Source organism: Mycobacterium farcinogenes, assembly GCF_019739075.1.
Lineage (GTDB): Bacteria > Actinomycetota > Actinomycetes > Mycobacteriales > Mycobacteriaceae > Mycobacterium > Mycobacterium senegalense.
Genome location: NZ_CP081673.1, coordinates 6300412 through 6326371 on the forward strand (window position 1 = coordinate 6300412; position 25960 = coordinate 6326371).

The window sequence follows — 25960 nt, forward strand, 5'->3', positions numbered from 1 at the left end:
CTCAACGGCGGTTGAGGTCAATCCCGGAGGACACTGGCCTCTATGGCTGCACATCTCACCGAGCGGTTGCGGGAAGACCTGCTGGCCCGCTGGTCCGAACCGCACCGCAAGCACCACAACGTCGCGCATCTGCGCGAAGTGCTCGACGCGATCGACGCCCTGGCCGGGGACGGTCTGCAGTTCGACCGGGAAGCCGTCGAACTCGCGGCGTGGTTCCACGATGCGATCTACGACGTCGGTAGCGACGACAACGAAGATCGCTCCGCGGCGTTGGCCCGCCGACTGTTGGCCGAGTCTGCCGATCGCGACGAAGTCGCTCGGCTGGTATTGGCCACCAAGTCACACAAGGTCGAGGACCACGACGTCAATGCCGCGGTGCTCAGCGATGCGGATCTGTCGGTGCTCGGGGCGCCGGCGTTGCGCTACCGGCAGTACGCCGAGGCCGTCCGCGCGGAGTACGCGGCGGTGCCCGATGAGGTATTCCGGCCCGCACGGGCCCGGGTGTTGGCGGCGTTGCTCGACGGGTCGATCTTCCACACCGCGCCCGGCCGGCAACGCTGGGAAGAACAGGCGCGGCGCAATGTCGGGGACGAAGTCCGGGAGCTCAGCTCATAGCGACGGCACTCGACCTGTGCTTTTGAGAGGATTGACCGCAGCTACCCGACGGTAGGTGAACGGGCGCACATAGCAAATGGGTTTTTTGCCCTCGACCTGGGTACACTGGCAAAACTAGAACACGTTCCAATCCACACCAGGGGGACCCTGTGGCCGCGACCGACATCGACCCGTCCGAAATCACCAAGTGGGATCCGGGCCTGACCGAGAAGGTCATGGGCTTCCTGCGCCCGCTCATCAAGGGCTATCACCGCGCCGAGGTGCGCGGGCTGGACAGCTTCCCCAACGGCGGCGCGCTGGTGGTGTCGAACCACTCGGGCGGCCTGTTCCCGCTGGACATCCCGGTGTTCGCGACGGGTTTCTACGAGAAGTTCGGCTACACGCGCCCGGTGTACACCCTCAGCCACGACATGCTGATGGTCGGCCCGACGGCGGCGTTCTTCAAGAAGACCGGTTTCATCCGGGCCAGCCACGAGAACGCGGACGAGGCGCTGCGCTCGGGCGGTGTGGTCGTGGTGTTCCCGGGCGGCGACTACGACGTCTACCGGCCGACGCTGTCGGCGAACAAGATCGACTTCGCCGGACGTACCGGGTATGTGAAGGCGGCCATCAACGCCGGCGTGCCGATCGTGCCGATGGTCGGAATCGGTGGCCAGGAGACCCACCTGTTCCTGTCCCGCGGCACCGGGGTGGCCAAGGCGCTGGGCCCGATCGCTCGGCTGGCCCGCACCAAGATCGTGCCGCTGTCGTTCGGATTCCCGTTCGGCCTGTCGGCCGTGCTGCCGCTCAATGTGCCGTTGCCGGCCAAGATCGTGATGAAGACACTGGAGCCGATCGACATCATCGCCGAGTTCGGCGAGAACCCGGATATCGACGAGGTCGACGCACACGTCCGCCGCGTCATGCAACGCGCCTTGGACGAGTTGGCCGAAGAACGCCGCTTCCCGGTGATCGGCTGAACACCGGTGAATCCGCTCGATCTGTTGACGGGACCGCTGGACCGAGTCACCGACGCCGCCGGCCTGGTGGCCACCATGCGCCGAGCCGGAATCATCACCGCGATGCGCCCGGACAAATACCTGCGCATCGCCTCGGCCATGGCCCGCGAGAACATGAGCGTCACTTCAGGTTTCGCGGCCTCGGCGCAGCGGTGCCCGAACCGGCCGGGTCTGGTCGACGAACTCGGGACGCTGACCTGGCAGCAGGTCGACCAGCAGGCCGATGCCCTGGCCACCGGCCTGCAGGCGCTGCCGGCCGGTGCGCCCAAAGTGGTCGGGATCATGGCGCGCAATCACCGCGGGTTCGTGCTGTCGCTGATCGCGGCCAACCGCATCGGGGCCGACGTGCTGCTGCTCAACACGTCGTTCGCGGCACCGGCGCTGGCCGAGGTGATCAACCGCGAATCCGTGGACGCGGTCATCTACGACGAGGAATTCACCGACACCGCCGCCTTGGCCCTCTCCGACCGGCCCGGCGCCGCGCGGATCGTGGCATGGACCGACACCCACGCCCACGACCTCACCGTCGCGAAACTCGTCGAGCAGCACCGGGGTGAGGAGCCGCGACGCGCGAGCGAGAAGGGCAAGGTGATCCTGCTGACCTCGGGCACCACGGGAACTCCCAAGGGCGCCAAGCATTCCGGCGGCGGCCCCGAGGTGCTGAAGGCGATCCTGGATCGCACGCCGTGGCACACCGAGGAACGGGTGGTGATCGTGGCACCCATGTTCCACGCCTGGGGTTTCTCCCAGTTGGCGTTCGCGGCGTCAATGGCCTGCACCATCGTCACCCGGCGCAAGTTCGATCCAGAAGCCACTCTCGAGCTCGTCGACCGGCACCGGGCCAAGGGGCTGTGCGTGGTGCCGGTGATGTTCGACCGGATCATGGACCTGCCCGAGAACGTGCTGAATCGCTACGACGGGCGCACGCTGCGGTTCGCCGCGGCATCCGGATCGCGCATGCGTCCCGACGTCGTCACCGCTTTCATGGACCGCTTCGGCGACATCATCTACAACAACTACAACGCCACCGAGGCCGGCATGATCGCCACCGCGGCACCGGCCGATCTGCGCGCCGCACCCGATACCGCGGGTAAACCGGCCGAGGGCACCGAGATTCGCATTCTGGACAGTGAGTTCAAGCAGGTCCCCACCGGCGAGGTGGGCACGATCTACGTCCGCAACTCGACCCAGTTCGACGGCTACACCTCCGGCAGCACCAAGGACTTCCACGAGGGCTTCATGTCCTCGGGCGATGTCGGCTACCTGGACGAGGCGGGCCGGTTGTTCGTGGTCGGCCGCGATGACGAGATGATCGTCTCCGGCGGTGAGAACGTGTACCCGATCGAGGTGGAGAAGGTGATCGCCGGGCATCCCGACGTCGCGGAGGCCGCCGTGCTCGGCGTCGAAGACCCGCAGTACGGGCAGCGACTCGCCGCGTTCGTAGTGCTCGCCGGCACGATCACCGCCGACGGGCTCAAGGCGTATGTTCGGGAGAACCTCGCCAATTACAAAGTGCCGCGGGACATCACTGTGCTCGATGAGTTGCCGCGCAACAGCACCGGCAAGATCGACCGCCGACAACTGCAGGAGATGGTGAATGGCTGACCGCCATCCTGGACCAAGAAGCCGGCTGCTCCTAGCGGCCGCCGAGCTGCTCAACGCCGCCAACGCGGTGAAACCGATCGGACGCCGGGGCTACAGCACCGTGCTGGCCTTCGCCTTCGGCTGGCCGACCTCGGAGAACGCACCGCTGGTGATCACCGGTTCCGCCCTCGACGCGCTGCGCCGCGGCATTCGCGGCGACTACCGCTCGGTGAGCGGCCGAATCTCTCTGCTGCTCAAAGCGGTCTCCTGGGCGCTGCTGGTGCTGGTTCACCGTCGCAACGTGCAATCGCGGCCCTATTTCGAGGATCCGGTGCACGAGGCCCTGGCTGATGAGTACCCCACAACGGTCCGTCCCCGGCGTCGGGGTGAGGTGTACACCACCGCGATGAGCCGGCGCCGTTACGCCCGCAAGACCATCCACTACGGCCCGCACCGGGCCAACCTGGCCGACATCTGGATGCGTCCGGACCTGCCGCGCGACGGCAAAGCACCGGTGTTGCTGCAGGTTCCGGGCGGGGCCTGGATGATCGGGATGCGCCGGCCGCAGTCGTACCCGCTGATGAGCCACCTGGCCGAGCAGGGCTGGATCTGTGTGTCGATCGGCTACCGGATCAGCCCGCGCCACCCTTGGCCCAACCACATCATCGACGTCAAGCGCGCACTGGCCTGGGTGAAGGCCAACATCGCCGAGTACGGCGGTGACCCGGACGCGGTGTGCATCACCGGCGGCTCGGCAGGTGGGCATCTGACTGCGTTGGCCGCACTGACCCCCAACGATCCCAAGTGGCAACCGGGCTTCGAGGACGCTGACACCTCCGTGGCGGCCGCGGTTCCGGTCTATGGTCGCTACGACTGGTTCAGCACCACCGGGCCCGGGCGCCAAGAGTTCATGGAGATCCTGGAGCGGCTGATCGTCAAGCTTCCGCTGGCCACCGATGACCAGGTGTACCGGGATGCTTCGCCGATCACGCTGGTCCATCCCGATGCGCCACCCTTCTTCGTCCTACACGGGACCAACGACTCCCTCATCCCGGTGGTCGAGGGCCGCGAATTCGTCGACGCCCTGCGCAAGGTGTCGAACTCGCCGGTGGTCTACGCCGAGATCCCGCATGCGCAGCACGCATTCGACATCTTCGGCTCACCGCGCGGGCACTACACCGCCGATGCCGTCGCCGAGTTTCTGACGTGGGCGCGGGCCAGGGCTCAACTGACCGCGGACACCTCTGCGGACTCACTAAGCTCCTGAAGATGTCCGCACCGGACTCCGAGATCGCCAGGCTGATCGCCGATCTGCCCGCTCATGCGGTGATCACCGATCCCGCTGTGATCGAGGGCTATCGCCGCGACGCCGCGCTCGATCCGGAAGCGGGCCGGCCACGTGCTGTGGTGCGAGCCGCCGGCACCGAGGACGTCCAGGCCGTGCTGCGGTGGGCGAGCGCGCATCATGTGCCGGTAGTGGCCCGCGGCGCGGGATCAGGGCTGGCCGGCGGCGCCAACGGAGTCGACGGCGGCATCATCCTCAGCACCGAGCGGATGCGCGACATCCGCATCGATACCGCCAGCCGCACCGCGGTGGTGCAACCCGGGCTGCTGAACTCCGAAGTGAAGAAGGCCGCCGCCGAGCACGGGCTGTGGTACCCGCCGGATCCCGGCTCGGTCGAAATCTCCTCGATCGGGGGCAACGCCGCGACCAACGCCGGCGGGCTGTGTTGCGTCAAGTACGGCGTCACCAGTGACTACGTGCTCGGCATGCAGGTGGTGCTGGCCGACGGCACAGCCGTCCGGTTGGGCGGCCCACGCTTGAAAGACGTTGCCGGCCTTTCGTTGACGAAGCTGTTCGTCGGCTCCGAGGGCATTCTCGGGGTGATCACCGAACTGACCCTGCGGCTGATTCCGGCCCAACCCCCGGCGTCGACGGCGGTCGCGCTGTTCAGTTCGGTGCAGGATGCCGCCGACGCCGTGGTGGCCATCACCGACAAGGTGCGACCGGCCATGTTGGAGCTGATGGACCATGCCACCATCAACGCGGTCGAGGACTACCGCCGGATGGGCCTGGACCGCACCGCGCAAGCGATGCTGCTGGTGCAATCCGATGCCCCAGGCGCGGCCGTCGAGGAGATCGCCCACATCGTCGAAGCCTGTGAGAAGTGCGGGGCCACCGAGGTTTACGCCACCGACGACCCGGAAGAGGGCGCGGCGTTCACCGCGGCCCGGCGCTTGGTGGGCCTGGCCCTGATGCAGCTGGGCACGTTCTACCTCGAAGACGTCACGGTGCCGATCCCCGATCTGCCCGAGCTGGTAGCCGGGATCAAGCGGATCGCCGAGGATTGCGACGTGCTGATCTGCGTCGTCGCACATGCCGGGGACGGCAACACCCACCCGGTGGTGATCTTCGACTCCGAGGACCCCGACATGAGCGAGCGGGCCCGGCAGGCGTTCGCCCGGGTGATGGAACTGGCGATCGCCATGGGCGGCACCATTACCGGCGAACACGGCATCGGCCGGCTCAAAAGGGATTGGTTACCACTACAACTGGGCGACGACGTGATGATGTTGACCCGCCGGATCAAGGATACCCTGGATCCACAGGGCATCCTGAACCCGGGTGCGGTGTTGCGCTGACCCGGGCACCTTCACCGGCGCCGGGGCGCAGCCAACTCGGCCAGTGCCGACAAGAACAACTCATCCATGCGCGGACTCAGCTCGCCCAATGTCGCGGCACTGGCGTAGCTGGCGGCGCCGAACACCTGATCGCGCGCGTCGGCGTCTCCCGCCGCCCCGATCGACAGACACAGGCAGGCCACGCCTTCCGCACGCAGTTCCTCGAGAGCCTTGGCGGCGTCGGCCTGCGCGTAGCGCCCTTCATAGCCGTCGTCGTAGGGATAGCCGTCGGAAAGCACCACCAGCAACCGATGTGGCGTTCCCGCTCGACTTTTCAGAATCTCGCCGGCACCGCGAATTCCCGCCCCGAGCCGCGTGTAGCCGAATGGTTGCAGCTGGTTGAGCCTGGTCCGCGCGCCGGCACCGAATCGTTGACCGAAGGTCTTGACAGCAGGGAGATGCACAGCGTGCCGACCCTGGGAACGGAACCCGTACACCGCGACCCGGTCACCGAGTTCCTCCAGCGTCATGGCGAGCGTGGCGGCCGCACGGCGTTGGTGGTCGTGGACGGCCAGGCCGTCTCCATCGGCATCGGTCGCTGATCCCGACGCGTCGACGAGAATGAGTACCCCGAGGTTGCGGGCCAGCTTGCGACGTTCGGTGTACACATGCTCGGCTGGTGAATATCCCGAGTGTAGATCGACGAACAGGTCGATCAGGGCCTCGGTATCCACGTCGTCGCCGTCGGCTCGGCCGCGTAAGACCTTGGGGCCGAGACCTACTCGCGCCAGCCTGCGGCGCAGCACGGTGTCCCGCGGTACACCGGCGGCGGAACCATCCACGACGGCTGTGGCGGGGAAGTCGATGACACGGCACCAGTCCTCCCGATACCGGCCACCGAAGACATCCCATTCCGGGTACCTGGCCCCACCGACCGCGATTGCCGCGCCGGGCTTCTCGGCTCCGGTGAAGCGAATGGGGGTCGGTATCGGGCGAGCGGTCATGCCGACGCGTGACGTGCGCCGGGTCGAGCCGACTCCCAGTTCGCCGCCCGCCCCCTCGCTTCCCGAGGAGCGGGCGCTACCGAACAGGGTGCGCAGGAATTTCGCGGGTGTCTGCGTGCCGACGGGGACCTCGAACAGTTTGAGGATCCAACTCTTCTCTGTCGGTCCGTCGTCGCCGTCGTCCTCATCCATGTCGGACGACTGCTCGAAGTTCATCCGGACGTCGGAATCCGTGGCCCGCGAGCCGATTTCAGCGTGGGTGCGGATCAACACACCGGGTTTGATCGTGCCGAACCAATCCGGCGCCGGGGCGAGCCTGGTGTTGCCCAGGGCGATCCGCAACGACTCCTCGGAGCTGGCCGACTGCGGAGCGCAGGCGGGACCGACCGCCGACGCCAGCGCAATCCTGGGACCGAGTTCGGCCAAGACCCGGCACCCTTCGAGCATCAGGTAACGGCGGCCCGGCGAGGGTCGTGCCCGCAGGCGCTTCACGTGCCGGCCGTCGAGGCTCCCGGCACCCAGAAGCGCGCTCTGGACCAGCACCTCGCGCCGCTGGATGTCCGGATCGGCGCTCGCCGACACGAAGACGGTCCGCCCGTCGGTGTGAGCGGCCTCACCCGCACGGGCCACCGCGACGTCGACGGGCCGCCCGGCGAGGTATCCGGCCAGAAACCGGAAGTGGTGCGGCTCCGGGCCGGTGCTCACCGTGGCGGCAGGACCGCGTCGGCGAGTTCGCCGAGGCCCCGAATCACGTCGGGATCGTCGGACAGTACCTCCACCACGGCGGACTGGACGGCGTCACGCACGCTGAGGCCTTCGGCGACGAGGCCCCCGGCCAGGATCAGCATGCGGGTCGAGGCGACCTCGCTCAGTGCCGAGCCGTCGAGGTCGCGGATGGCGTTTCCGAGTACGACCAGCGACGCAGCGGTGGATGTGTCGATCCCGGCCTCCACGGCCACGATCTCGGTCTCGATCTCGGCAGCCGGGAAATCGAGGCTGATCGCGACGAACCGTTGCCGGGTCGAGTCTTTGAGGCTCTTCAGGATGCTCTGGTAACCGGGGTTGTAGGAGATCACCAATTGAAAGCCCGGTGCCGCGGACAAGGTGGCGCCGAGCCGGTCGATGGGCAGCTCACGCCGGTGGTCGGCAAGCGGATGGATGACCACGGTGGTGTCCTGACGGGCCTCCACGATCTCGTCGAGGTAGCAGATGGCACCGTCGCGCACCGCCCTGGTCAACGGGCCGTCCACCCAGACCGTTTCGCCGCCCTTGAGCAGGAAGCGGCCCACCAGATCCGCCGATGTCATGTCCTCGTGACCGGCGACGGTGATGAGCTCACGGCCGAGTTCGTGCGCCATCGCCTCGACGAACCGGGTTTTTCCACAGCCGGTGGGCCCTTTGAGCAGCACCGGCGCGCCGCGGCGGGCAGCCGCCCGGAAGGTTTCGACTTCCGTGCCGGCTGCTCGGTAGAACGGAGCCGGCGAATCCGGTTCGGTGACCGGCCGAAACTTACTGACCGTCATGGTTGTTCGCCTTGAAGGATCGGTACGACGGGCGGGAGCGTCACCCCTTCCGGGAGCACCAGTTGGCCTTCGTGGTTGACGTACCCCGAGCGGTTGGTCGGCAAGGGCAGGTCAGGGTTCGGGCATGGTCGGTCGGTTCCCTCGCCGCAGATGCCGGGGTTGAAGTAGGAGCGCTTCTGCACATCTTCCGGCCACGCATCGCCGTGCATGCCCAGCCACGTCGCGGGAACGTTGTAGAACAGGAAGAAGCACGCGCTGACACCGCCGAAGATCGCCAGGAAGCGGACGAACTGCTGCTTGACGAAACCGCCTCGGAGCCGGTCGATTCCGCGTTCGACGACAGTGTGCCCGCGGTCGTCGGTGAAGAAGCGCAAGCAGCACAGCGCCGCCTGGACGCCGCCCCACATGAAACCTTCGTAGATCGGCCACTGGTAGTAGGTCCCGGCGTTGAACGAGAGCGATTGGATGGCACCGGGATACGAGTAGAACCCGATCGGCAACATGACCAGCGCCTCCATCACGAAGTCGAAGACGATGGCGATGCCATAGGTGACCAGGATCAGCCGGAGAGTGCTGATGCCGGGCCAGCGGTTCTTGATCTTGCGCATGAGCGCGCATCCGACGATGGTCAGCAGCAGGACACCGTAGGCGTAGCCGGGGATGTTGGTCAGTAGCGGTTCGGGAACGGTATGCCCCGGTTCTTCGTGGGCCACCCAGCCCGGAATGTAGGGCGCCCAGGACCCCCGGTTGAACAGCCACGCGTTGTAGGTGCACCAGGTGCTGTAGTAGTTGAGCATCGGGTCCTGGAACATCATCAGCGCCATCGACACCAGCAGCATGCCGTCGAGGGTGATCCGCCGCTCCCGCAGCCACGGCCGAACGATGAAGAACCACAAGGCGACCGGCAGGCCCACCCAGAGCACGACGGCGTTGGCGATCAGCGGGATCTTCATGTACATCGGCGGTTCGGTCGGACCACCCGACACCGGCTCGAAATAGGGTCCCGTGACCCAGCGGATGAACAGATACAACGTCAGCACCAGGACCAAGCCGCCGACGGTCGCCCAGATCTTGAACGCGTTCGACGACGACGGGCCTTGCTTTTCGAGGTCAGCGATGTCGCTGACGGATTCGGTGACGACGGGTTTCCTGGACAGATCACTCATGATCGGTTTCCCCTTGACGATCGCGGAAGCAGTCGGCGGCTCGAAGCTGACCGACCGGATGCAAATATACTCATGGGTATCTGGGATTCCAATAGGTCACTCAGATTCTGTGGCAGACTTCTGCCATGGCGGAACGTTGGACCCGGGAACGCAGGCTTGAGCACACGCGCTCGGTGCTGCTCGACGCCGCCGAGGAGGTGTTCGCCGAAAAAGGCTTCGCACCAGCCACTCTCGATGACATCGCCCGCGCCGCCGGTTACACCAAGGGCGCCATCTACAAGCACTTCGCCACCAAAGAAGACCTGTTCCTGGCCGTCAGCGACCGCTATTGGCGCCGCTACTTCGACAACTTCTCCGAGGTGATGTCCAGCGCCAGTCAGATCGGTGAAGCCGAGCTCGACGAAATCGCCAAGCGCTGGCGCCAGCTCAGCCGGGACCGGGGCGCCGAGCATGCCGCGTTGGGGCACGAGTTCGCCCTCTACCTACTGCGCAACCCCGATGCCCGGGAACGGGTGGCTGCCAAGCGCGCAGAAGTCGTCGAGGCGCTGGGCAGGTTCATCACCACCGGGATGGAACGTTGGGGAGCAACCCTGCTGATACCGCCGAAGACGTTCGCTCAGGTGCTCATCGCCACGAGCGACTCGGTGGTGCTGGGCAGCGAACTCGATGACGTCGACCTCTACCGGCCGATCGTCGACATGTACGTGTCGGCGATCAAGCTGCCCTAGAAGACCCGCACCTGCCCTTCGAGCACGGGGACGGTCTCGGGCAGCTTGTAGGTCGCAATCCCGTTGCGGAACATCACATTCTCACGGGCGTGCTCGGGCAGATGCTTGACCAGCCAGCGCGGGTCGTCGAAGGTCCAGTGCGGGTAATCCGACGAGAACAACAGGATCTTGTCGCATTCCATCCATTCGAAGGCCCGCGACAGTTCGGTCTTGTCCTCGGGGTAGTCCAGCGGCTGGGTGGTGAACTTGATGTGGTCCTTGACGTATTCGCTCGGCTTGCGCTTGATGTCCATCCAGCTCTTGCGGGCTTCGTAGATGGCGTCCATGCGCCACATCAGCGGCAGGATCCAGGTGAAAGCGTGCTCGACGAACACGATGCGCAGCGTCGGGAACCGGTCGAAGACCCCGTCGAAGATCAGGCTCATCACCTGGTTGGCCGCCAGCAATGAGTAGGTGACCATGAAATCGTGGTTGTAGCTGGGTAAGCCGACCGGGGGTAACGGCAGCTCGTCGTATTCGCCACGGGACAGATGGCAGCTCACGGTGATGTCGTGTTTGGTGGCCGCGGCCCAGATCGGGTCGTACTTCGGGTCCCCCCAGGACGGGCGCGGCTCCGCCTTGATCAGGATCTGTGCCATGTACGGATGGCCGGCCCACCGCTCGATCTCCTGAGCCCCGAGCTCCGGGGCTTCGACGGCCAGGCAGATGGACCCGCGCCACCGCTCGTGCCAGTTGTTGTGACTGTCCAGCCAGTGGTTCGCCTGCCAGTCGTTCAACGCGCAGTTCATCGCATGGTTGGCCTCGGGGATGTGCGCCGAGTACGCCGCGGGTTCCAGGATCGCGATGTCGGCACCGGCCTCCATGATCAGTTGCCGGAAGGCCAGATCCGGGTCGCTGCCGGCGAACTCGCCGTCGGAAGGGAACGTGTCGGTGCGCATGGCGTAGGCGTGCGCATAGTCGGGCGCGTCGTAATAGATCAGCTCGCCCACGTCGTGAGTACCGAAATACCTGCTGCGCCATGGCTCCGGGATGTACTCCCCCAACACGCCGCGACGCGGCACCGGGTGCACATCGGAGTCGACGCATCGCACGGCGATGCGCTCTTCGGCCGGAATCCTCGGCGATGCCGTGACGGTCATACTCGTCCCCTCAACGTGCGGTTGCGACGGCTATGGACTTGGTCTCGAGATAGCCCTCAAGGCCTTCGCGGCCGAGTTCCCGGCCGTATCCACTGTCCTTGATGCCGCCGAACGGTGCGAACGGATCCATTGTGTACCCCTGGTTTACCCCGAAAGTTCCGGTTTGTACACGCTCGGCGACGCTGATCCCGCGGTCGGTGTCCGCCGTCCAGACCGAGCCGGCCAGCCCGTAGTCGGAGTCGTTGGCGATCGCGATGGCCTCGTCCTCGTCGCGATAGCCGATCACAGTGAGCACCGGCCCGAAGATCTCCTCGCGGGCGATGCGCATCGCATTGTCGGCCCCGGCGAACAGGGTGGGCCGGACGTACCAGCCGGCTTCGACGCCGTCCGGCAGGTCGGTGCCACCACAGACCAGCCTGGCACCTTCCTTCTGGCCGAGGTCGATGTAGTCCCGAACGCGCTGCTGCTGCCGTCGCGACACCAGCGGCCCCAGCTCGGTCGCCGGGTCGGCGGGATCCCCGACGTTGAGCGCGGTCATCCGGGCCGCCAGGGCGTCGACGAACTCGTGTTCACGCGAAGCCGGTACCAGGATCCGGGTCAGCGCATTGCAGATCTGCCCGCTGTTGGACAAGCTGGCCGACCGGACGCCGGCCGCAACGGTTTCCGGGTCCGCGTCGTCGAGGATCACCGCCGCCGACTTGCCGCCGAGCTCCAGGCTCACCTTGGTCAGGTTGGCCGCGGCGGCCGCGGCGACGGCCCGGCCGGCAGCGCTGGAGCCGGTGAACGAGACCTTGTCGACGCCCGGGTGACCCACCAGGTGCGCGCCCACGGCGGCATCCCCCGGTACGACGGAGACGACACCGTCGGGCAGCCCGGCCTCTTTGAGGATCCGCGCCAGAAGCAGTGCGTCCAATGGTGATTCCGGTGCCGGTTTGAGTACCACCGCACAGCCGGCCAGCAGTGCGGGCACCAGTTTCGTCACGATCAGGAACTGCGGCATGTTCCAGGGCACGACGGCTGCGACGACACCGACCGGGCTCTTGCTGATGCGGACATCGGAGCCGAAGAACCCGGCCCGGGCCTCATGCCAGGGGTAGTTCTCGGCGAGGTCGCAGAACGCCGACATCATCATCGTGGGCAGCCCGACCTGCGCCCGCTGGGCAAAAGTGATCGGCGCGCCGATCTCGGCCGAGATCAATTGCGCCATCTCGCTGCGTCGCTGGGTGTAGAGCTCGCCGAGACGCCGTATCGCCGCGATGCGCTCGGCCGGGTCGAGCCGTGGCCACGGCCCCTGGTCGATGGCCACGCGGGCGGCCGCGACGGCCGCGTCCACATCGGCCGGCCGGCTCGCCACCACCCGAGCGATCGGCTGCTCGGTGTGGGGTGAGATGACCTCGATCGTTTCGGCGGGGTCACCACTCGATGACCAGTCCGCCTCGACTCCGAGGAACTCCCCAAGATGCTGATCCATTCGGATCCTCCCGCCTCAGTCCGGCCCAGAGTATCAACTACTTGTCATTGACGGAACCGGCGTCTACGGTCGATTTGAAGCCCTGGCCGGCAGCCGCAGCCCATCGTGAGCACCGCCGGCCGCATCACATCGCTTAAGGAGCGGGCATGGCTCGGTTTCCCAAGCCGGCTGAAGGCAGCTGGACTCAGCACTATCCCGAGTTGGGCACCGGCCCGGTGTCCTACGAAGACTCGATCAGCCCGGAGATCTACGAACTGGAACGCAAGGCGATCTTCAAGCGTGCCTGGCTGAATGTGGGCCGGGTGGAACAGCTTCCACGCAAGGGCAGCTACTTCACCCGGGAGATGAAGGCCGCGAACACCTCCATCATCCTGGTGCGCGGCAAGTCCGGCGAGGTCAAGGCCTTCCACAACGTCTGCCGCCACCGCGGCAACAAGCTGGTGTGGGACGACATGCCTCTGGAGGAGACCAGCGGCGTATGCCGGCAGTTCACCTGCAAGTACCACGCCTGGCGTTACGACCTGGACGGCGAGCTCACCTTCGTCCAGCAGGAGTCGGAGTTCTTCGACCTCGACAAGAGCCGTTACGGCCTGGTGCCGGTGCACTGCGAGGTATGGGAGGGGTTCATCTTCGTCAACTTCGCCGGCCATGCCGAAGCGCCCGAACAATCCCTCCGCGAATTCCTCGGCCCGATGATCACGGGACTGGAGGGCTACCCGTTCGACAAGATGACCTCGCGATTCACCTATCGCTCTGAGGTGAAGGCGAATTGGAAGCTCTATATGGATGCCTTCCAGGAGTTCTATCACGCGCCCATCCTGCACGCGAACCAATCCCCGACCGCCTACTCGAAGGCCGCCGCAGAGGCCGGATTCGAAGCACCGCACTACCGGATCGAAGGGCCGCACCGGTTGGTCAGCACGTCCGGGGTGCGCGCGTGGGAGATGGCCGACGAGATGCGCAAGCCGATCGAAGACATCTGCCAGAGCGGGCTTTTCGGCCCGTGGGACAAACCGGATCTCGGCGAGATGCCGGCCGGCCTCAACCCCGCCAAGTGCGATCCGTGGGGGCTGGACTCCTTCCAGTTGTTCCCCAACTTCGTCATGTTGTTCTGGGGCCAGGGCTGGTATCTGACGTATCACTACTGGCCGACCTCGTTCAACACCCACACCTTCGAGTGCACGCTGTACTTTCCGCAGCCGCGCACGCCGCGGGAGCGGCTGGCCCAGGAACTGGCCGCGGTGTCGTTCAAGGAGTACGGCCTGCAGGACGCCAACACCCTGGAAGCCACGCAGACCTCGATCGAGACTCGGGTGGTCGACGAGTTCCTGCTCTGCGACCAGGAGATCCTCCTGCGGCACCTCCACAAGGAAACCGCGTCCTGGATCGAGGACTACCAGCGCAAGACCGCAGGAGTGTGAACCGATGAGCATCAAACTGCCGGCCGAATTCGCCGACCTGGAACAGTTTTCGGACTGGTGCCTGCCCAGTGAGCCGCAGCGCTATGCCAAACGGCTGGGTTCCACCATGACCGAGATGCAGGCTTTCTACGACGCGATCACGCCCCGGGCGGAGGAAGCGATCAGCTACTGCGACAAGTTCTCCCTCGACGATATGCCGGAGGACGTCCTGAACCTGATGCACCTGCTGTATTCGATGGTGACGGTGTCCTTCCCGGTCGAGTGCTGGAAGCAACCGCGGGTACCCGATTCCGGGGCCACGTCGCTGGACTGCGTCGCCGAGCCGGTGCCGTGACGCCGGAGCACTCCACGACGGTCCTGCGTGCCACCCGGTGGGTGGACGTCACCACCGGCCAGGTCAGGTCCCCGGCCGTCATCGTCATCGAGGGCAACCGCATCACCGCCGTCAATCCCGAAGGCCCGCCACCGGATTCGGCCACCGTCATCGACCTGGGTGACGCCACTCTGCTGCCCGGGTTGATGGACATGGAGCTCAACCTGCTGATCGGCGGGCCGGGCAACCCGGGCGGCCTGCCGACGCCGATGCACGGCGTGCAGGACGACCCGGCGTACCGCACGCTGCGTGGCGCGGTCAACGCACGCACCACGCTCGAGGCCGGGTTCACCACCGTCCGCAACCTGGGCCTCATGGTCAAGACCGGCGGTTACCTGCTCGACGTCGCGCTGCAGCGGGCCATCGACCAGGGCTGGCATCACGGCCCCCGCATCTACCCGGCCGGCCACGCCGTCACACCGTACGGCGGCCATCTCGATCCCACGGTGTTCCAGCGCCTGGCGCCGGGCATCATGCCGCTGTCGATCGCCGAGGGCATCGCCAACGGGGTGCCGGACGTCATCGCGTGCGTGCGCTATCAGATTCGCCACGGCGCCAAGCTGATCAAGGTGTCGGCCTCCGGCGGCGTGATGTCACACAGCACCGCCCCGGGGGGCCCAGCAGTACTCCGATGCGGAGTTCGCCGCTATCGCCGACGAGGCGCACCGCGCCGGGGTCAAGGTCGCCGCGCACGCCGTCGGCGACACCGCGATCCAGGCGTGCATCAGAGCCGGCATCGACTGCATCGAACACGGGTTCCTGGCCAGCGACGAGACGATCCAGATGATGGTCGATCACGGCACCTTCCTGGTGTCCACCACATATCTGACCGATGCGATGGCCATCGACCGCATCGCACCCGAGTTGCGCAAGAAGGCGCTCGAGGTGTTCCCCCGGGCAAAGTCCATGCTGCCCAAGGCCATTGCCGCCGGCGTCCGGATCGCGTGCGGCACCGACGCGCCGGCGGTGCCGCACGGCGAGAACGCCAAGGAACTGTGTGCGCTCGTCGAACGCGGCATGACCCCGATGCAGGCGTTGCAGGCGGCGACGACAGTGTCCGCGGACCTCGTCGACGCGGCCGACGAACTGGGGCAGTTGACCCCGGGATATCTGGCCGATGTCATCGCCGTCGCGGGCGATCCCAGTGTGGACATCGCCACGATGCTCGACGTCCGGTTCGTGATGAAGGACGGGGTGGTCTACAAGGGTCCCTGACCTGCGGGTCAGGTGCGTGCCGCGAATCGGTCGCGGTGCGCTAGCGTCGAGGTGACGCGCGTGGCAGGAGACGAGGATGGATCTGACCGAGAACACCCTGTGGTGGCTCAAGCAGGCCTTCTACTTCTCACTCACCGAGGTCAACGAGTCGGTGAAAGAGCACGGCGTCACCACGGCGCAGATCGGTGTGCTGCGCCAGTTGAGCAACCAGCCGGGCCTGTCCGGTGCGGAGCTGGCCCGACGCCTGCTGATCACCCCGCAAGGTGTGCAGCTGGCGCTCACCGCGCTGGAAAAGCGCGGCTTGATCGAGCGTAAGCAAGACCCCCAGCACGGACGAATCCTGCAGGTCTTCCTGACCGACGAGGGCCGCGCGGTGGCGTCGGCGGTGGTGGCCGACGCGGTCGCCGCCCATGACCGGGTGTTCGGTGTGCTCGATGACCAGGAGCAGGAGCAACTGCGTGCCCTCCTGCGCCGGGTGATCGAGCAGGGCACGGGCCACACGCCGTACTCCGACCACATCGACCCGTAGAACCGGATGCCCCCCTTAGGTATCAACCTCTTGAGATTAATGACAAGTACTTGATATTGTTGCTCTCGATGGAAACCGCGACCCCAACGCGCAGCGCACCCGCCGACATGTCCGACGCCGACGGGTTCACCCCCCTGCGGGTCAAACAGGTGGTCACCGAGACCCCGGAAGCGGTGTCACTGGTACTCGAAATCGCCCCGCAGCACTCAGATGAATTCCGTTACCTGGCAGGCCAGTTCGTCACGCTGAAGGTGACGATCGACGGCATCGAGCATCGCCGGTGCTATTCGATGTCCTCCTCCCCGCACCGCGGGGCCGACCTCCGGATCACCGTGAAACGGGATCGCGGCGGCCTGGTCTCCAACTGGATCAACGACACCGTGCGCGCCGGTGACGTCATCTACGCCGCGGCCCCCGAGGGTCGCTTCGTGCTGAGCGCCACCGACCGCGACATCGTCACCTTCGCCGGCGGCAGCGGCATCACGCCGGTGTTCTCCCTGGCCCATTCGGCATTGGCCACCACCAGCCGCAAGGCCCGGATGTTCTACGCCAACCGCAATCTCGAATCGGTGATCTTCCGTGACGCCCTGGCAGACCTCGCCGACAGCCACCCCGGCCGCTTCGCGGTACACCACCATCTCGACGAACTCGACGGCGTCGTCACCGCCCAGGCCATCACCGACTTCGTCCGCGACTGCGACACCGCCGACTTCTACGTCTGCGGACCCGCCCCGTTCATGGACACCGTGGAGCAGGTCCTGCTCGATACCGGGATTCCCAAGCAACGGATACACCTGGAACGTTTCACGATGGCCGCGGTTGCGGCGGTCGATCCGGCCGAACCCGCCGTCACCGAAGAGGTCACCATCGAACTCGGCCGCAGCACCGTCACCGCGCCTTACCGCCCCGGCAACACACTGCTGCAGACGGCCCGACTGGCCGGATTGAAAGCACCTTCATCGTGCGAAACCGGTTCGTGCGGAACATGTATGGCTCAGGTGGTCGAGGGCAGCGCGCGCATGCTCAACAACGACGCCCTCGACGACGACGAGGTAGCCGAGGGCTGGGTGGTGACCTGCCAGGCACTGCCGACCAGCCGCACAGTAAAGGTGGTGTACGAATGAGCAGAGTCGCCGTGGTGACCGGTGGGGCATCGGGAATGGGCGAAGCGACGTGCCATGAGCTGGGCCGGCGCGGCCACAAGATCGCTGTGCTCGACGTGAATGCCGATGCGGCCCAACGGGTGACCGACGACCTGCGGTCAGCCGGCGTCACCGCCTTCGCGGTCGGTGCCGACATCACCGATCGTGCCGCGGTGGAGGAAGCCTTCGGCAAGGTCCGCAGTGAGCTCGGGCCGGTCGGCATCCTGGTGACCAGTGCGGGCATGTTCGGCTACGCCTCCTTCGCCGATATCACCGAACAGTCGTGGGCACAGATGATCGACGTGAACCTGAGCGGGACATTCCGCTGCTGTCAGGTCGCGCTTCCCGACATGGTCGAGGCCGGCTGGGGCCGCATCGTGTTGATCTCGTCGTCGAGCGCTCAGCGCGGCACGCCGTTCGCCGCGCACTATGCCGCATCCAAGGGCGCATTGCTGACCTTGACGAAATCACTGGCCCGCGAGTACGCCGCGCACGGCATCACGGTCAACAACATTCCGCCGTCGGGAATCGAGACCCCGATGCAACACCAGTCGCAAGCCGCCGGATACCTGCCGTCCAACGAGACGATCGCCGCCAACATCCCGCTCGGCCGGCTGGGCACCGGCGCGGATATCGCTGCCGCCGTGGGATTTCTGTGCTCAGACGAGGCCGGCTTCATCACCGGACAGACACTCGGCGTCAACGGCGGCTCGGTGATGTAGCGAGGCCCGCTCCACAAACAGTCCCCACACCCACTAGTCACCCGGAGGTTCTCATGGCAACCAAGTGGCCCAAACCGGCTGAGGGATCCTGGACCGAGCACTACCCCGATCTGGGCACTGCCCCGATCCCGTTCCGCGACTCGATCTCCCCGGACTTCTATGCCCTGGAGCGGGAGGCGATCTTCAAACGAGCGTGGCTCAACATCAGCCGGGTCGAGGAAACTCCCGAGACCGGCAGCTACATCACCCGCCAGGTCGAGGCGGCCGACGCGTCACTGCTGCTGGTGAAAGACCTTGGCGGCAACATCCGCGCCTACCACAACGTGTGCCGCCGACGCGGCCACACCGTAGTGCCGGCAGATTTCCGTGCCACCGAACTGCGGAGCACGGGAAGCGAATTCGCATGCCGGCACTGCGGATGGCGGTACGGCCTCGACGGCCGTCTGATCGCGGTGCCCGACACGGACCGCTTCACCGGGCTCGACACCGCCGACTACGGCCTGGTCGAAGTGCATTGTGAGGTATGGGCCGGCTTCGTGTTCGTCAACTTCGACCGCGAGCCACGCCAGAGCCTGCGCGACTTTCTCGGCCCGATGGTCACCGCACTCGACGACTATCCCTTCGGCAAGCTCACCGAGCGCTACGACTGGGTGGCGCACAACAACAGCAACTGGAAGATCTTCGCCGACGCCTTCCAGGAGTACTACCACGTGCCGTCACTGCACACCCAGCAGGTACCGCCCGAGGTCCGAGACCCCAACGCCGGCTTCACCTGTGGACACTTTCAACTCGACGGCCCGCACCGGCTGGTCTCGACGGCGGGCACCCGGCGCTGGCTGCTGGCACCGGAATACATGTACCCGATCGAGCGGGCCACCCAGAGCGGCCTGGTGGGCCCGTGGCGGACGCCGGACATCGGCGAACTGCCGATGCACGGGCTCAACCCGGGCAACATCGAGCCGTGGGGCATCAGCAACTTCCAGATCTTCCCCAACCTCGAGATCCTGATCTACGGCGGCTGGTACCTGCTCTACCGCTACTGGCCGACCTCTCACAACACGCACCGATTCGAGGCGTTCACCTATTTCCACCCGGCCCGCACCGTGCGCGAACGCATCGAGCACGAGGTGGCCGCGGTGGTGCTCAAGGAGTTCGCCCTGCAGGACGCCGGCATGCTCGGCGGCACCCAGGCCGCCCTCGAGTACGACGTCATCGACGACTATCCGCTCAACGATCAGGAGATCCTCGTGCGGCACCTGCACAAGATGTCGGTCGACTGGGTCGAGGAATACCAGCGCGAACGCACCCCGGCAGGGGTGTGACCATGCCATCGTCCCGACTGCCCAGCGCCTTCGCCGAGCTGGAGCCCTACGCCGAAATATGGTGTCTGCCAACCGAGACCGAGCGCTGGGAGCGGCGGCTGGCCAGCACCATGCCCGAGATGCACCAGTTCTACGAAGCTTTCTTTCCCCGCGTCGAGGACGCCATCGAGTACTGCGACAAGTTTCCGCTCGACGACATTCCGGACGACGCGCTCAACCTGCTGCACCTGATCTATTCGTTGATCATGGTCGCGATGTCCGTCGAGATCATGCACCAGCCGGCCCCGACCGACTCCGCGGACGCCGTCATGATCCGCACCGGAGAACCACGCCCCTAAGCCCGACCGAGCACCGAGAGGACGCACCGATGAGTGTGCTGACCATCAACAAACTGACCACGTCGGTGGGCGCCGAGGTTGTCGGCGTCGACCCGGAACGGCTGGGCACCGACGACAGCCTGGCGGCCGCCGTCCTCGATGCCCTCGAAGACAACGGCGTGCTGGTGTTCCACGGACTGCACCTGGACCCGCAAGCGCAGGTGGCCTTTTCGCAGCGCCTCGGGGAGATCGACCGCTCAGCCGATGGCCATCACCCGGTCTCGGGCATCTACCCGATCACCCTCGACAAGACGAAGAACAAGGCCGCCGAGTACCTGAAGGCCACCTTCGACTGGCATATCGACGGCTGCACGCCCATGCACGACGAATGCCCGCAGAAGGCCACGGTGCTCTCCGCGCTGGAAGTCGCCGCCCGGGGCGGAGAGACCGAGTTCGCCAACACCTATGCCGCCTACGACTCACTCGACGAGGCCGAGAAGCAGCGCTACAGCGAACTGCGGGTGGTCCACTCCCTGGAAGCCTCCCAGCGACGCGTCTACCCCGATCCGACGCCAGATCAGCTGAGCCGTTGGAAAGCCCGGCCGACCCACGAAAATCCCCTGGTGTGGACGCACCGCAACGGACGAAAGTCGTTGGTGCTCGGCGCATCGGCGGATTACATCGTCGGCATGGATCGCGACGAGGGCCGGGCCCTGCTCGCCGAGCTTCTCGCGCACGCCACCACCCCGGACAAGGTCTACAGCCACAAGTGGTCCGTCGGCGACACCGTCATCTGGGACAACCAGGGCGTCCTGCATCGCGCCGCGCCCTACGAGCCCAACTCACCGCGCCACATGTTGCGCACCACGGTGCTCGGCGACGAGCCGATTCAGTAAGCGCGCTCTACGAGCCGACCCTGATGATCGTCTTGCCCGCGCCGCGGTGCGCCGGGTCGAAGGCCGACACCGCGTCCTCGAGCGGCAGCACCGCACCGACAGACGGCCGCAGGCGGCCGTTGCGAACCTCGCGTTCCAGCGCGGCGAGCTGCGTCCGGTCGGGCTCGACGACGAAGAAGACCGCCCGTGCCTCGGCCGGCTGGACCCGAGGCGGTTCCGCGATGGTCACCAGGGTGCCGCCCGGCCGCACCACGTCCGCTGAGCGATCCAGGATCTCGCCACCGATCACGTCGAAGACGACGTCGACCTTGCCGACTTCGTCTGCCCACCCTCGTTCGAGATCGACGAATGCCTCGACGCCGGAGGCGAGCGCCGTGTCCCGCTGGGCGGCTCGCCCGCTGCCGATCACCCGGGCTCCGTGCGCCTGGGCCAGCTGCGCAGCGATCGACCCGACCGCGCCGGCCACACCGTGAATCAGCACGGTCTGCCCGGTTGCGAGCCGTCCGTGGTCGAACAAACCCTGCCACGCCGTCAGACCTGAGATCGGAAGTGCCGCCGCGACAACATGGTCCACATCGGCCGACAATGGCGCCAGATTGCGCGCCTCGACCGCGACATACTCGGCGAGTGTGCCGTTGCGAGCCCAGTCGGTGATCCCGAACACCCGCTGACCGATCGTCAGGCCGGTGGTGCCGTAGCCCAGCTCGACGACGGTCCCCGACACTTCGTGCCCCGGGACAGTCGGCGTCCGATCCCGTCCGGCGCGATCCGTCCACGTTGCGGGCCAGTCGAGCTCGCCAGGTGTGAACGCCGCGGCATGCACCCGGACGATGACGTCGTTCTCCGCCGCGTGAGGGTACGGTACGTCGGACAGCGAGAGTCCGGCGAAGCCCGCCGCACGGTCGCTGGTGATTATTGCCTGCACGTTTGCCTCCTCGTTGCTTCGGTCAACTGATCGTGGTTCGACGCGCGCTCGGGTGGCGAAGGTGTTCGCGGGCCTTGATCTCGTCGGGTTCCAGCATGGTGATCATGTCGACACCTGGCGCGCAGAGGCAGACGGCCAGGAACACGCTGCGGTGGTGCGGGTCGAGATTGGCGACCTGATAGTGCACCACGTCTCCGCCCGGTTCCCAAAAGGCCTCACCCGCAACAATTTTCCTGGGCGCCTCCCCTTCCAACTCGAAAAGGATCGAACCCTCCAGCACGTAGCCGAAAACAGGCCCGGAATGACGATGCGGTTGCACGCCCTCGTCAGCCGGCGGGATTTCGACCAACTGCGTCATCGCGTGTGCGCCGTCGGGTATCTCGGGCGGGGTGACGCACAGAAGATCGGTGATCATGACATTGCCTGCAGCCAGCATGCTCTTTCCTTCGTTTGAATCTTGTCCTTCCATCAGAGCAGCGCTGCCTCATCAAGTCCAACGAACGATATTGATCATCTCTATCGTGGAACGCGATACTTAGAGCATGGAACTTCGGCAGCTTGAATACTTCATCGCGGTCGCCAGTGAAATGAGCTTCTCCCGCGCCGCGAACCAGACGCACGTGGTCCAGTCGGCCCTGTCGACGGCGGTCGCGAAGCTGGAGAAGGAACTCGGTGTCGAACTGTTCGACCGCTCCAAGCACCAGATCAGGATCACGCCGGCAGGCGAGTTGTTCCGTGAGCACGCCCGCCAGGTGGTCCAGACCGCACGGTTGGCCAAAGACGCGGTGAGCGCCTACCACGGGGAACTGACGGGCACCGTCGATCTCGGGTCCCTGATCTCGTTCGGCACGCTCGACGTGCCGATGGTGCTCGGCGACTTCCACCGTGAGTACCCATTTGTCCGCATCAGGCTGAGGCAGAGCCAAATCGGCTCCATCGCATATCTTTCGGCGATCGCGGACGGATCGCTCGACCTGGCCCTGATCTCGGCACCCGACCGGTTCCCCACCCGAGTCGACATGCAGTTGCTGTGCGAGGAGCCGATGGTGTTCGTCTGCCGCACCGATCATCTCCTTGCGCACCGCGACGCAGTCGGTGTCGCCGAGCTCTGCGATGAGGACCTGATCGGCTTCCCGCCCGAGTTCGGCCTCAGACGCCTCGTCGATGGCGCGTTCACCGCCGCGGGCGTTTCGGCGCGGGTGTCCCACGAGGTCGCCCTCGAGTACTCGATCGCCGGGCGTCTGGTCCGCCACGGGCTGGGCACCATCATCATGCCGGCCAGCGAAGCCGCCCACTATCCGGACCTGCGCGCCATCGACATTCGACCCGCCATACCGTGGAAGATCTATCTCGCTTCGGCCGAAACGTCGCGACTCGGACCGGCCAGCGCCAAGCTCGCGGAATTCCTGCTGGCCTCCGCCCAACCAGCTCAGCGCACCAGCCGGTGAACGCCGACTCGCCGCGAGCGTGCAGAGGCTGTCGCAGTTGCGCGGTGTGTCGGCGACAGACACGCACGCTCGCGGTGCAGGGGGACCCTCCGGCGAACTACTGCGGCATCGCGGACTCGACCACCGTCAGCTCATCCGAAAGGCCTGCGACCCGGCGTATTTCGCGGAACTCCTCGAGCATTCCGTCGGTCACCTCGTGCGGGTCCTCGACCGTGGCATCGTCGGAGAGCACCGAGATGTTGAGCTGGTCGACGTAGCTCCACACGGTGATGTTGAGCCCGCTGCCGGTGGTGATCGGCCCCACCGAGTAGATCTCGGTGACGGTGGCACCGCCGACCTTGCCGCGTTCCCGCGGACCCGGCACGTTCGAGATGTTGAGGTTGAGAACCTTGTTCTGCCCGTCCTGATGGGACAGCCACTTGAACATCGCCTCGACCGGCGCCGGCGGCATGTATGCGGCCCAGCGCGCGATCAGTTCCGGTCCGATCAGTTGATGGCTTTCCTTGGCCAGGGCGGCGGCATCGTGGGCCTGGCGCACCCGCTCGGCCGTGTCAGCGACATCCACCGGCAACGCCACCAATACACCGCTGAAGCGGTTGCCGGAAATACGGTCCGGCGAGAAGTCGAAACTCATCGGCACCGAGGCCAGCAGCGGATGGTCGGCCTTGCCGTCGTACTTGAGTGACAACGTGCGCAGCGCTCCCGACGACATGGCCAGCACCAGGTCGTTGATCGTCACACCCAGCTTCTTGCTGGTTTCTTTGACGTCGGCCAATGCCAGTGTGGCCGTGGCGAATAGGCGCTTCTCGTCGAGGATGTGGTTCATGAAGCTCGGCGGCGGGGTAAAGGGCCGGGTCAGCTCGGGCGACAGCTTGCGGCTGCTGCGTCGCACCCGCCCGAAACCCTTGGCCGTGTAACGCACCGTACCGGGCAACCGGCCGAGCTGGCGCATGTGGTCGACGAAAGCCGAGCGCACCAGTTCGGTCCTGGTGGGTGCGGGATCGGTGGCATACGAGTCGTCGTCGCGTTCCGGACCGTCCTGCAGGTCCATCCCGCGGGCCAGGAGATTCGCCGAGGCGACCCCGTCGGCCAAGGCGTGGTGGATCTTTCCCACGACCGCTATGCGGCCATCTGCCAGCCCCTCGACGAAGTACATCTCCCACAGCGGCCGGCTGCGGTCCAGCGGGGTGCTGCCGATCTCGCCGATCGCCTCGTCGAGTTCACGGCGCCCACCCGGCGCCCGGACCCGCCACGGCCGGACGTGGTATTCGAGGTCGACGTCGCAATTCTCCCGCCACATCGGGTGATGGAACTTGAACGGGATGTCGACGAGTTGGTAGCGGAAAGGGTCCAGCTTGTGCAGACGTCCGCGGATCACCTCGCGGAACTCGTCGATCCCGAAGGTCCGACCCCCCATGTCTTCTAGCGCGATAACCGCGATCTTCAACGTGTGCATGTGCACGTTGGGCGTCTCGGTATACAGCAGGAACGCGTCCCACCCACTCAACCGCTTCACGGTGTCCCTCCCCAGTGTGTGGAAACGTCTAGATGACTGCTTTGGCCTCGCCCATCACTCGGTTCCGGTGAATCCGGTTGAGGAACAAGCCAATTGCCGTGGCCATCGCCCCGGTTCTGGCCCCGTCGGTCATGTCGAAGGCATGCCCGGCCCCAGGCAGTTCGATGTAGCTGACAACGGCACGCGACACCGCCTTGAGCCTGTCGGCGAAACTGCGGGCCTGCGCCACCGGAATGACGCTGTCCCCGGTGCCGTGGATGAGCAGGAACGGCGGTGCATCGGGGTGGATCCGGGCGATCGGCGACGCCGCCCGGAAGATCTCCGGATGACGATCGATCTTGCGTCCCACCACGATCCGTTCCAGGAAGTCGACGAATCGGACGCGCTCCTCGGTCGAGCGGTCCTCCCAGTCGTAACGCCCGTAGATGCCTACCACCGCGTCGACCGAGGTGTCGGCACCGTCGGGCAGGTCTCCCTGCAGGTCCGGGTCGTTCGGGGTGAGGCCGGCCAGCGCGGCCAGGTGGCCACCGGCCGAGCAGCCCGCGATCGCGACGAAGTTGCGGTCACCGCCGAACTTGTCGACATTGGCTCGCGCCCAGGCGATTGCGGCCTTGACGTCGGTGATGTGCCGGGGCCAGCGGTGGTGCGGGGCAACCCGGTAGTCGATGGACAGACACACCCAGCCCTGCCGGGCCAGATGCGACAGCAGCGCGTAGCCCTGCAGGATGCGCCCGCCGTGCACCCAGGCGCCGCCCGGCACGAACAGCAACACCGGCGCGGGCTGGGCGGGCAACTGCTTGGGCCGCCACACGTCGAGCAACTGGGTCGGATCGTCGCCGTAGCGTACTGAGGTCCGGTACACGTCGCGCCGGTACTCAAGGGTGTGCCACAACGGGGGCATGTGGTCCGGCGCCGGCCAGTCGATGGCCAACTCCGCCGCCGAGACCACGCCACGAAGCGCCTGCTGGGCGACGGCGTTGGTCTGCTCCCGCTCCGCCTTGCGCAGCGCGTCGTCGCCCGGGGCGAACCAGGACTTCGCCGAAGACGTGACAAATCCGGGAAGGTGCCGGAATCCCCACACGCTCATCGCCGTGAGGGCGCCGAACGGTTCCAGGTGCTTACCCACCACCGGTAGCGAAGCCGACGCAACGCTGAGTGCCAGCATATGGTCGGCAGGCTTGGCGCGTAGCAACCATCGCGCCCGATCGGCGAGCGTCGGTGCGGGGTACCGGTTATCCGGTCGTGCCGTCATTGCGCGAGCGTACCCCGCAGCCGATCGGCTCC

At 66.3% G+C, this 25960-nt stretch carries 24 protein-coding genes and 1 pseudogene; 16 read left to right on the forward strand and 9 right to left on the reverse strand.

Translation table 11 applies throughout. The features are described 5' to 3' along the window. Positions 1-42 precede the first annotated feature (42 nt). The 5 genes from K6L26_RS30055 to K6L26_RS30075 all read left to right on the forward strand — a co-directional run bounded on the left by K6L26_RS30055 (position 43) and on the right by K6L26_RS30075 (position 5840). Positions 43-615, forward strand: a complete 573-nt coding sequence (locus K6L26_RS30055) for an HD domain-containing protein (protein ID WP_221852344.1) — start codon at positions 43-45, stop codon at positions 613-615. 149 nt (positions 616-764) lie between these two features. Continuing rightward, on the forward strand, positions 765-1574 hold the full coding sequence (locus tag K6L26_RS30060) for a 1-acyl-sn-glycerol-3-phosphate acyltransferase (RefSeq protein WP_019348956.1): 810 nt from the start codon (positions 765-767) through the stop codon (positions 1572-1574). Positions 1575-1580: 6 nt separating this feature from the next. Next, the gene (gene fadD12, locus K6L26_RS30065; RefSeq protein ID WP_221852346.1) at positions 1581-3218 is read left to right on the forward strand and encodes an acyl-CoA ligase FadD12; all 1638 of its coding nucleotides are present in this window, start codon (positions 1581-1583) and stop codon (positions 3216-3218) included. Further along, complete coding sequence (locus K6L26_RS30070) at positions 3211-4464, forward strand: alpha/beta hydrolase (RefSeq protein ID WP_019348954.1); 1254 nt, start codon at positions 3211-3213, stop codon at positions 4462-4464. The genes fadD12 and K6L26_RS30070 overlap by 8 nt, the downstream gene beginning before the upstream one ends. 2 nt (positions 4465-4466) lie before the next feature. Further along, positions 4467-5840 carry an FAD-binding oxidoreductase gene (locus K6L26_RS30075; protein WP_085142931.1) on the forward strand — a complete coding sequence of 458 codons (1374 nt, stop codon included), beginning with the start codon at positions 4467-4469 and terminating at the stop codon, positions 5838-5840. 11 nt (positions 5841-5851) lie between these two features. On the opposite strand, the gene K6L26_RS30080 is transcribed toward K6L26_RS30075, so the two are convergent. Genes K6L26_RS30080 through K6L26_RS30090 form a run of 3 tightly spaced genes read right to left on the reverse strand, consistent with a single transcriptional unit; the run spans position 5852 to position 9512 of the window. Next, complete coding sequence (locus K6L26_RS30080) at positions 5852-7528, reverse strand: nitric oxide reductase activation protein NorD (protein ID WP_221852348.1); 1677 nt, start codon at positions 7526-7528, stop codon at positions 5852-5854. Next, positions 7525-8346, reverse strand: a complete 822-nt coding sequence (locus K6L26_RS30085) for a CbbQ/NirQ/NorQ/GpvN family protein (RefSeq protein ID WP_221852350.1) — start codon at positions 8344-8346, stop codon at positions 7525-7527. Before K6L26_RS30085 ends, K6L26_RS30080 begins: the two co-directional genes overlap by 4 nt. Beyond that, a complete protein-coding gene (locus K6L26_RS30090) occupies positions 8343-9512 on the reverse strand; it encodes a spirocyclase AveC family protein (protein WP_221852351.1) in 1170 nt (389 codons plus the stop codon). Before K6L26_RS30090 ends, K6L26_RS30085 begins: the two co-directional genes overlap by 4 nt. Before the next feature lie 125 nt (positions 9513-9637). Here K6L26_RS30090 and K6L26_RS30095 point away from each other — a divergent pair, with 125 nt between their 5' ends. Then, a complete protein-coding gene (locus tag K6L26_RS30095) occupies positions 9638-10240 on the forward strand; it encodes a TetR/AcrR family transcriptional regulator (protein ID WP_036390495.1) in 603 nt (200 codons plus the stop codon). Here the strand turns inward: K6L26_RS30095 and K6L26_RS30100 are convergent. Continuing rightward, positions 10237-11379 (reverse strand): amidohydrolase family protein, encoded by a 1143-nt coding sequence (locus K6L26_RS30100; RefSeq protein ID WP_036390496.1) that lies wholly within the window; start codon positions 11377-11379, stop codon positions 10237-10239. The genes K6L26_RS30095 and K6L26_RS30100 overlap by 4 nt on opposite strands. A 10-nt stretch (positions 11380-11389) precedes the next feature. Further along, positions 11390-12850, reverse strand: coding sequence for an aldehyde dehydrogenase (locus K6L26_RS30105; protein WP_221852353.1), 1461 nt, complete (start codon positions 12848-12850; stop codon positions 11390-11392). A 146-nt stretch (positions 12851-12996) separates the two neighbouring features. Here K6L26_RS30105 and K6L26_RS30110 point away from each other — a divergent pair, with 146 nt between their 5' ends. The 9 genes and pseudogenes from K6L26_RS30110 to K6L26_RS30150 all read left to right on the forward strand — a co-directional run bounded on the left by K6L26_RS30110 (position 12997) and on the right by K6L26_RS30150 (position 20787). After that, positions 12997-14271 carry an aromatic ring-hydroxylating oxygenase subunit alpha gene (locus tag K6L26_RS30110; RefSeq protein ID WP_036390498.1) on the forward strand — a complete coding sequence of 425 codons (1275 nt, stop codon included), beginning with the start codon at positions 12997-12999 and terminating at the stop codon, positions 14269-14271. Between the two features lie 4 nt (positions 14272-14275). After that, positions 14276-14605 carry a hypothetical protein gene (locus K6L26_RS30115; protein WP_019348622.1) on the forward strand — a complete coding sequence of 110 codons (330 nt, stop codon included), beginning with the start codon at positions 14276-14278 and terminating at the stop codon, positions 14603-14605. Continuing rightward, positions 14602-15859 (forward strand): annotated as a pseudogene (locus tag K6L26_RS30120) (amidohydrolase family protein). The gene K6L26_RS30115 and the pseudogene K6L26_RS30120 overlap by 4 nt, the downstream one beginning before the upstream one ends. A 76-nt stretch (positions 15860-15935) precedes the next feature. Further along, complete coding sequence (locus tag K6L26_RS30125; RefSeq protein WP_019348620.1) at positions 15936-16388, forward strand: MarR family winged helix-turn-helix transcriptional regulator; 453 nt, start codon at positions 15936-15938, stop codon at positions 16386-16388. 68 nt (positions 16389-16456) lie between these two features. Continuing rightward, entirely contained in the window at positions 16457-17512 is a 1056-nt protein-coding gene (locus tag K6L26_RS30130; RefSeq protein ID WP_081281763.1) for a ferredoxin--NADP reductase, read from the forward strand. Then, positions 17509-18252, forward strand: a complete 744-nt coding sequence (locus K6L26_RS30135) for an SDR family NAD(P)-dependent oxidoreductase (RefSeq protein WP_036390500.1) — start codon at positions 17509-17511, stop codon at positions 18250-18252. The genes K6L26_RS30130 and K6L26_RS30135 overlap by 4 nt, the downstream gene beginning before the upstream one ends. 53 nt (positions 18253-18305) lie before the next feature. Beyond that, complete coding sequence (locus K6L26_RS30140) at positions 18306-19574, forward strand: aromatic ring-hydroxylating oxygenase subunit alpha (protein WP_221852355.1); 1269 nt, start codon at positions 18306-18308, stop codon at positions 19572-19574. Positions 19575-19576: 2 nt separating this feature from the next. Further along, positions 19577-19912 carry a hypothetical protein gene (locus tag K6L26_RS30145; RefSeq protein ID WP_036390502.1) on the forward strand — a complete coding sequence of 112 codons (336 nt, stop codon included), beginning with the start codon at positions 19577-19579 and terminating at the stop codon, positions 19910-19912. 29 nt (positions 19913-19941) lie between these two features. Further along, the gene (locus K6L26_RS30150) at positions 19942-20787 is read left to right on the forward strand and encodes a TauD/TfdA dioxygenase family protein (protein ID WP_036390504.1); all 846 of its coding nucleotides are present in this window, start codon (positions 19942-19944) and stop codon (positions 20785-20787) included. A 7-nt stretch (positions 20788-20794) separates the two neighbouring features. Here K6L26_RS30150 and K6L26_RS30155 read toward each other — a convergent pair whose 3' ends face one another. Both K6L26_RS30155 and K6L26_RS30160 read right to left on the reverse strand, forming a co-directional pair. Beyond that, positions 20795-21712: an NADP-dependent oxidoreductase gene (locus K6L26_RS30155; RefSeq protein ID WP_065062320.1), complete on the reverse strand. Its 918-nt coding sequence runs from the start codon at positions 21710-21712 to the stop codon at positions 20795-20797. Between the two features lie 22 nt (positions 21713-21734). Continuing rightward, positions 21735-22148 carry a cupin domain-containing protein gene (locus K6L26_RS30160; RefSeq protein ID WP_065062407.1) on the reverse strand — a complete coding sequence of 138 codons (414 nt, stop codon included), beginning with the start codon at positions 22146-22148 and terminating at the stop codon, positions 21735-21737. 106 nt (positions 22149-22254) lie between these two features. Between K6L26_RS30160 and K6L26_RS30165 the strand changes: the two genes are divergently transcribed. Further along, entirely contained in the window at positions 22255-23160 is a 906-nt protein-coding gene (locus K6L26_RS30165; RefSeq protein WP_065062318.1) for a LysR family transcriptional regulator, read from the forward strand. 97 nt (positions 23161-23257) lie between these two features. Here K6L26_RS30165 and K6L26_RS30170 read toward each other — a convergent pair whose 3' ends face one another. Then, positions 23258-24676: a WS/DGAT/MGAT family O-acyltransferase gene (locus tag K6L26_RS30170; protein WP_047038790.1), complete on the reverse strand. Its 1419-nt coding sequence runs from the start codon at positions 24674-24676 to the stop codon at positions 23258-23260. Between the two features lie 28 nt (positions 24677-24704). Then, positions 24705-25928 (reverse strand): alpha/beta hydrolase, encoded by a 1224-nt coding sequence (locus K6L26_RS30175; RefSeq protein WP_036390511.1) that lies wholly within the window; start codon positions 25926-25928, stop codon positions 24705-24707. Between the last annotated feature and the right edge of the window lie 32 nt (positions 25929-25960).

Excerpts from the sequence above, each read along its gene's own strand:
- K6L26_RS30055 (WP_221852344.1), top strand. The coding sequence starts at position 43 with ATGGCTGCACATCTCACCGAGCGGTTGCGGGAAGACCTGCTGGCCCGC.
- K6L26_RS30130 (WP_081281763.1), top strand. The coding sequence starts at position 16,457 with ATGGAAACCGCGACCCCAACGCGCAGCGCACCCGCCGACATGTCCGAC.
- K6L26_RS30175 (WP_036390511.1), bottom strand. The coding sequence starts at position 25,928 with ATGACGGCACGACCGGATAACCGGTACCCCGCACCGACGCTCGCCGAT.
- K6L26_RS30135 (WP_036390500.1), top strand. The coding sequence starts at position 17,509 with ATGAGCAGAGTCGCCGTGGTGACCGGTGGGGCATCGGGAATGGGCGAA.
- K6L26_RS30110 (WP_036390498.1), top strand. The coding sequence starts at position 12,997 with ATGGCTCGGTTTCCCAAGCCGGCTGAAGGCAGCTGGACTCAGCACTAT.
- K6L26_RS30095 (WP_036390495.1), top strand. The coding sequence starts at position 9,638 with ATGGCGGAACGTTGGACCCGGGAACGCAGGCTTGAGCACACGCGCTCG.
- K6L26_RS30070 (WP_019348954.1), top strand. The coding sequence starts at position 3,211 with ATGGCTGACCGCCATCCTGGACCAAGAAGCCGGCTGCTCCTAGCGGCC.
- K6L26_RS30075 (WP_085142931.1), top strand. The coding sequence starts at position 4,467 with ATGTCCGCACCGGACTCCGAGATCGCCAGGCTGATCGCCGATCTGCCC.
- K6L26_RS30125 (WP_019348620.1), top strand. The coding sequence starts at position 15,936 with ATGGATCTGACCGAGAACACCCTGTGGTGGCTCAAGCAGGCCTTCTAC.
- K6L26_RS30145 (WP_036390502.1), top strand. The coding sequence starts at position 19,577 with ATGCCATCGTCCCGACTGCCCAGCGCCTTCGCCGAGCTGGAGCCCTAC.
- K6L26_RS30140 (WP_221852355.1), top strand. The coding sequence starts at position 18,306 with ATGGCAACCAAGTGGCCCAAACCGGCTGAGGGATCCTGGACCGAGCAC.
- K6L26_RS30105 (WP_221852353.1), bottom strand. The coding sequence starts at position 12,850 with ATGGATCAGCATCTTGGGGAGTTCCTCGGAGTCGAGGCGGACTGGTCA.
- K6L26_RS30090 (WP_221852351.1), bottom strand. The coding sequence starts at position 9,512 with ATGAGTGATCTGTCCAGGAAACCCGTCGTCACCGAATCCGTCAGCGAC.
- K6L26_RS30100 (WP_036390496.1), bottom strand. The coding sequence starts at position 11,379 with ATGACCGTCACGGCATCGCCGAGGATTCCGGCCGAAGAGCGCATCGCC.
- K6L26_RS30165 (WP_065062318.1), top strand. The coding sequence starts at position 22,255 with ATGGAACTTCGGCAGCTTGAATACTTCATCGCGGTCGCCAGTGAAATG.
- K6L26_RS30085 (WP_221852350.1), bottom strand. The coding sequence starts at position 8,346 with ATGACGGTCAGTAAGTTTCGGCCGGTCACCGAACCGGATTCGCCGGCT.
- K6L26_RS30160 (WP_065062407.1), bottom strand. The coding sequence starts at position 22,148 with ATGCTGGCTGCAGGCAATGTCATGATCACCGATCTTCTGTGCGTCACC.
- K6L26_RS30115 (WP_019348622.1), top strand. The coding sequence starts at position 14,276 with ATGAGCATCAAACTGCCGGCCGAATTCGCCGACCTGGAACAGTTTTCG.
- K6L26_RS30150 (WP_036390504.1), top strand. The coding sequence starts at position 19,942 with ATGAGTGTGCTGACCATCAACAAACTGACCACGTCGGTGGGCGCCGAG.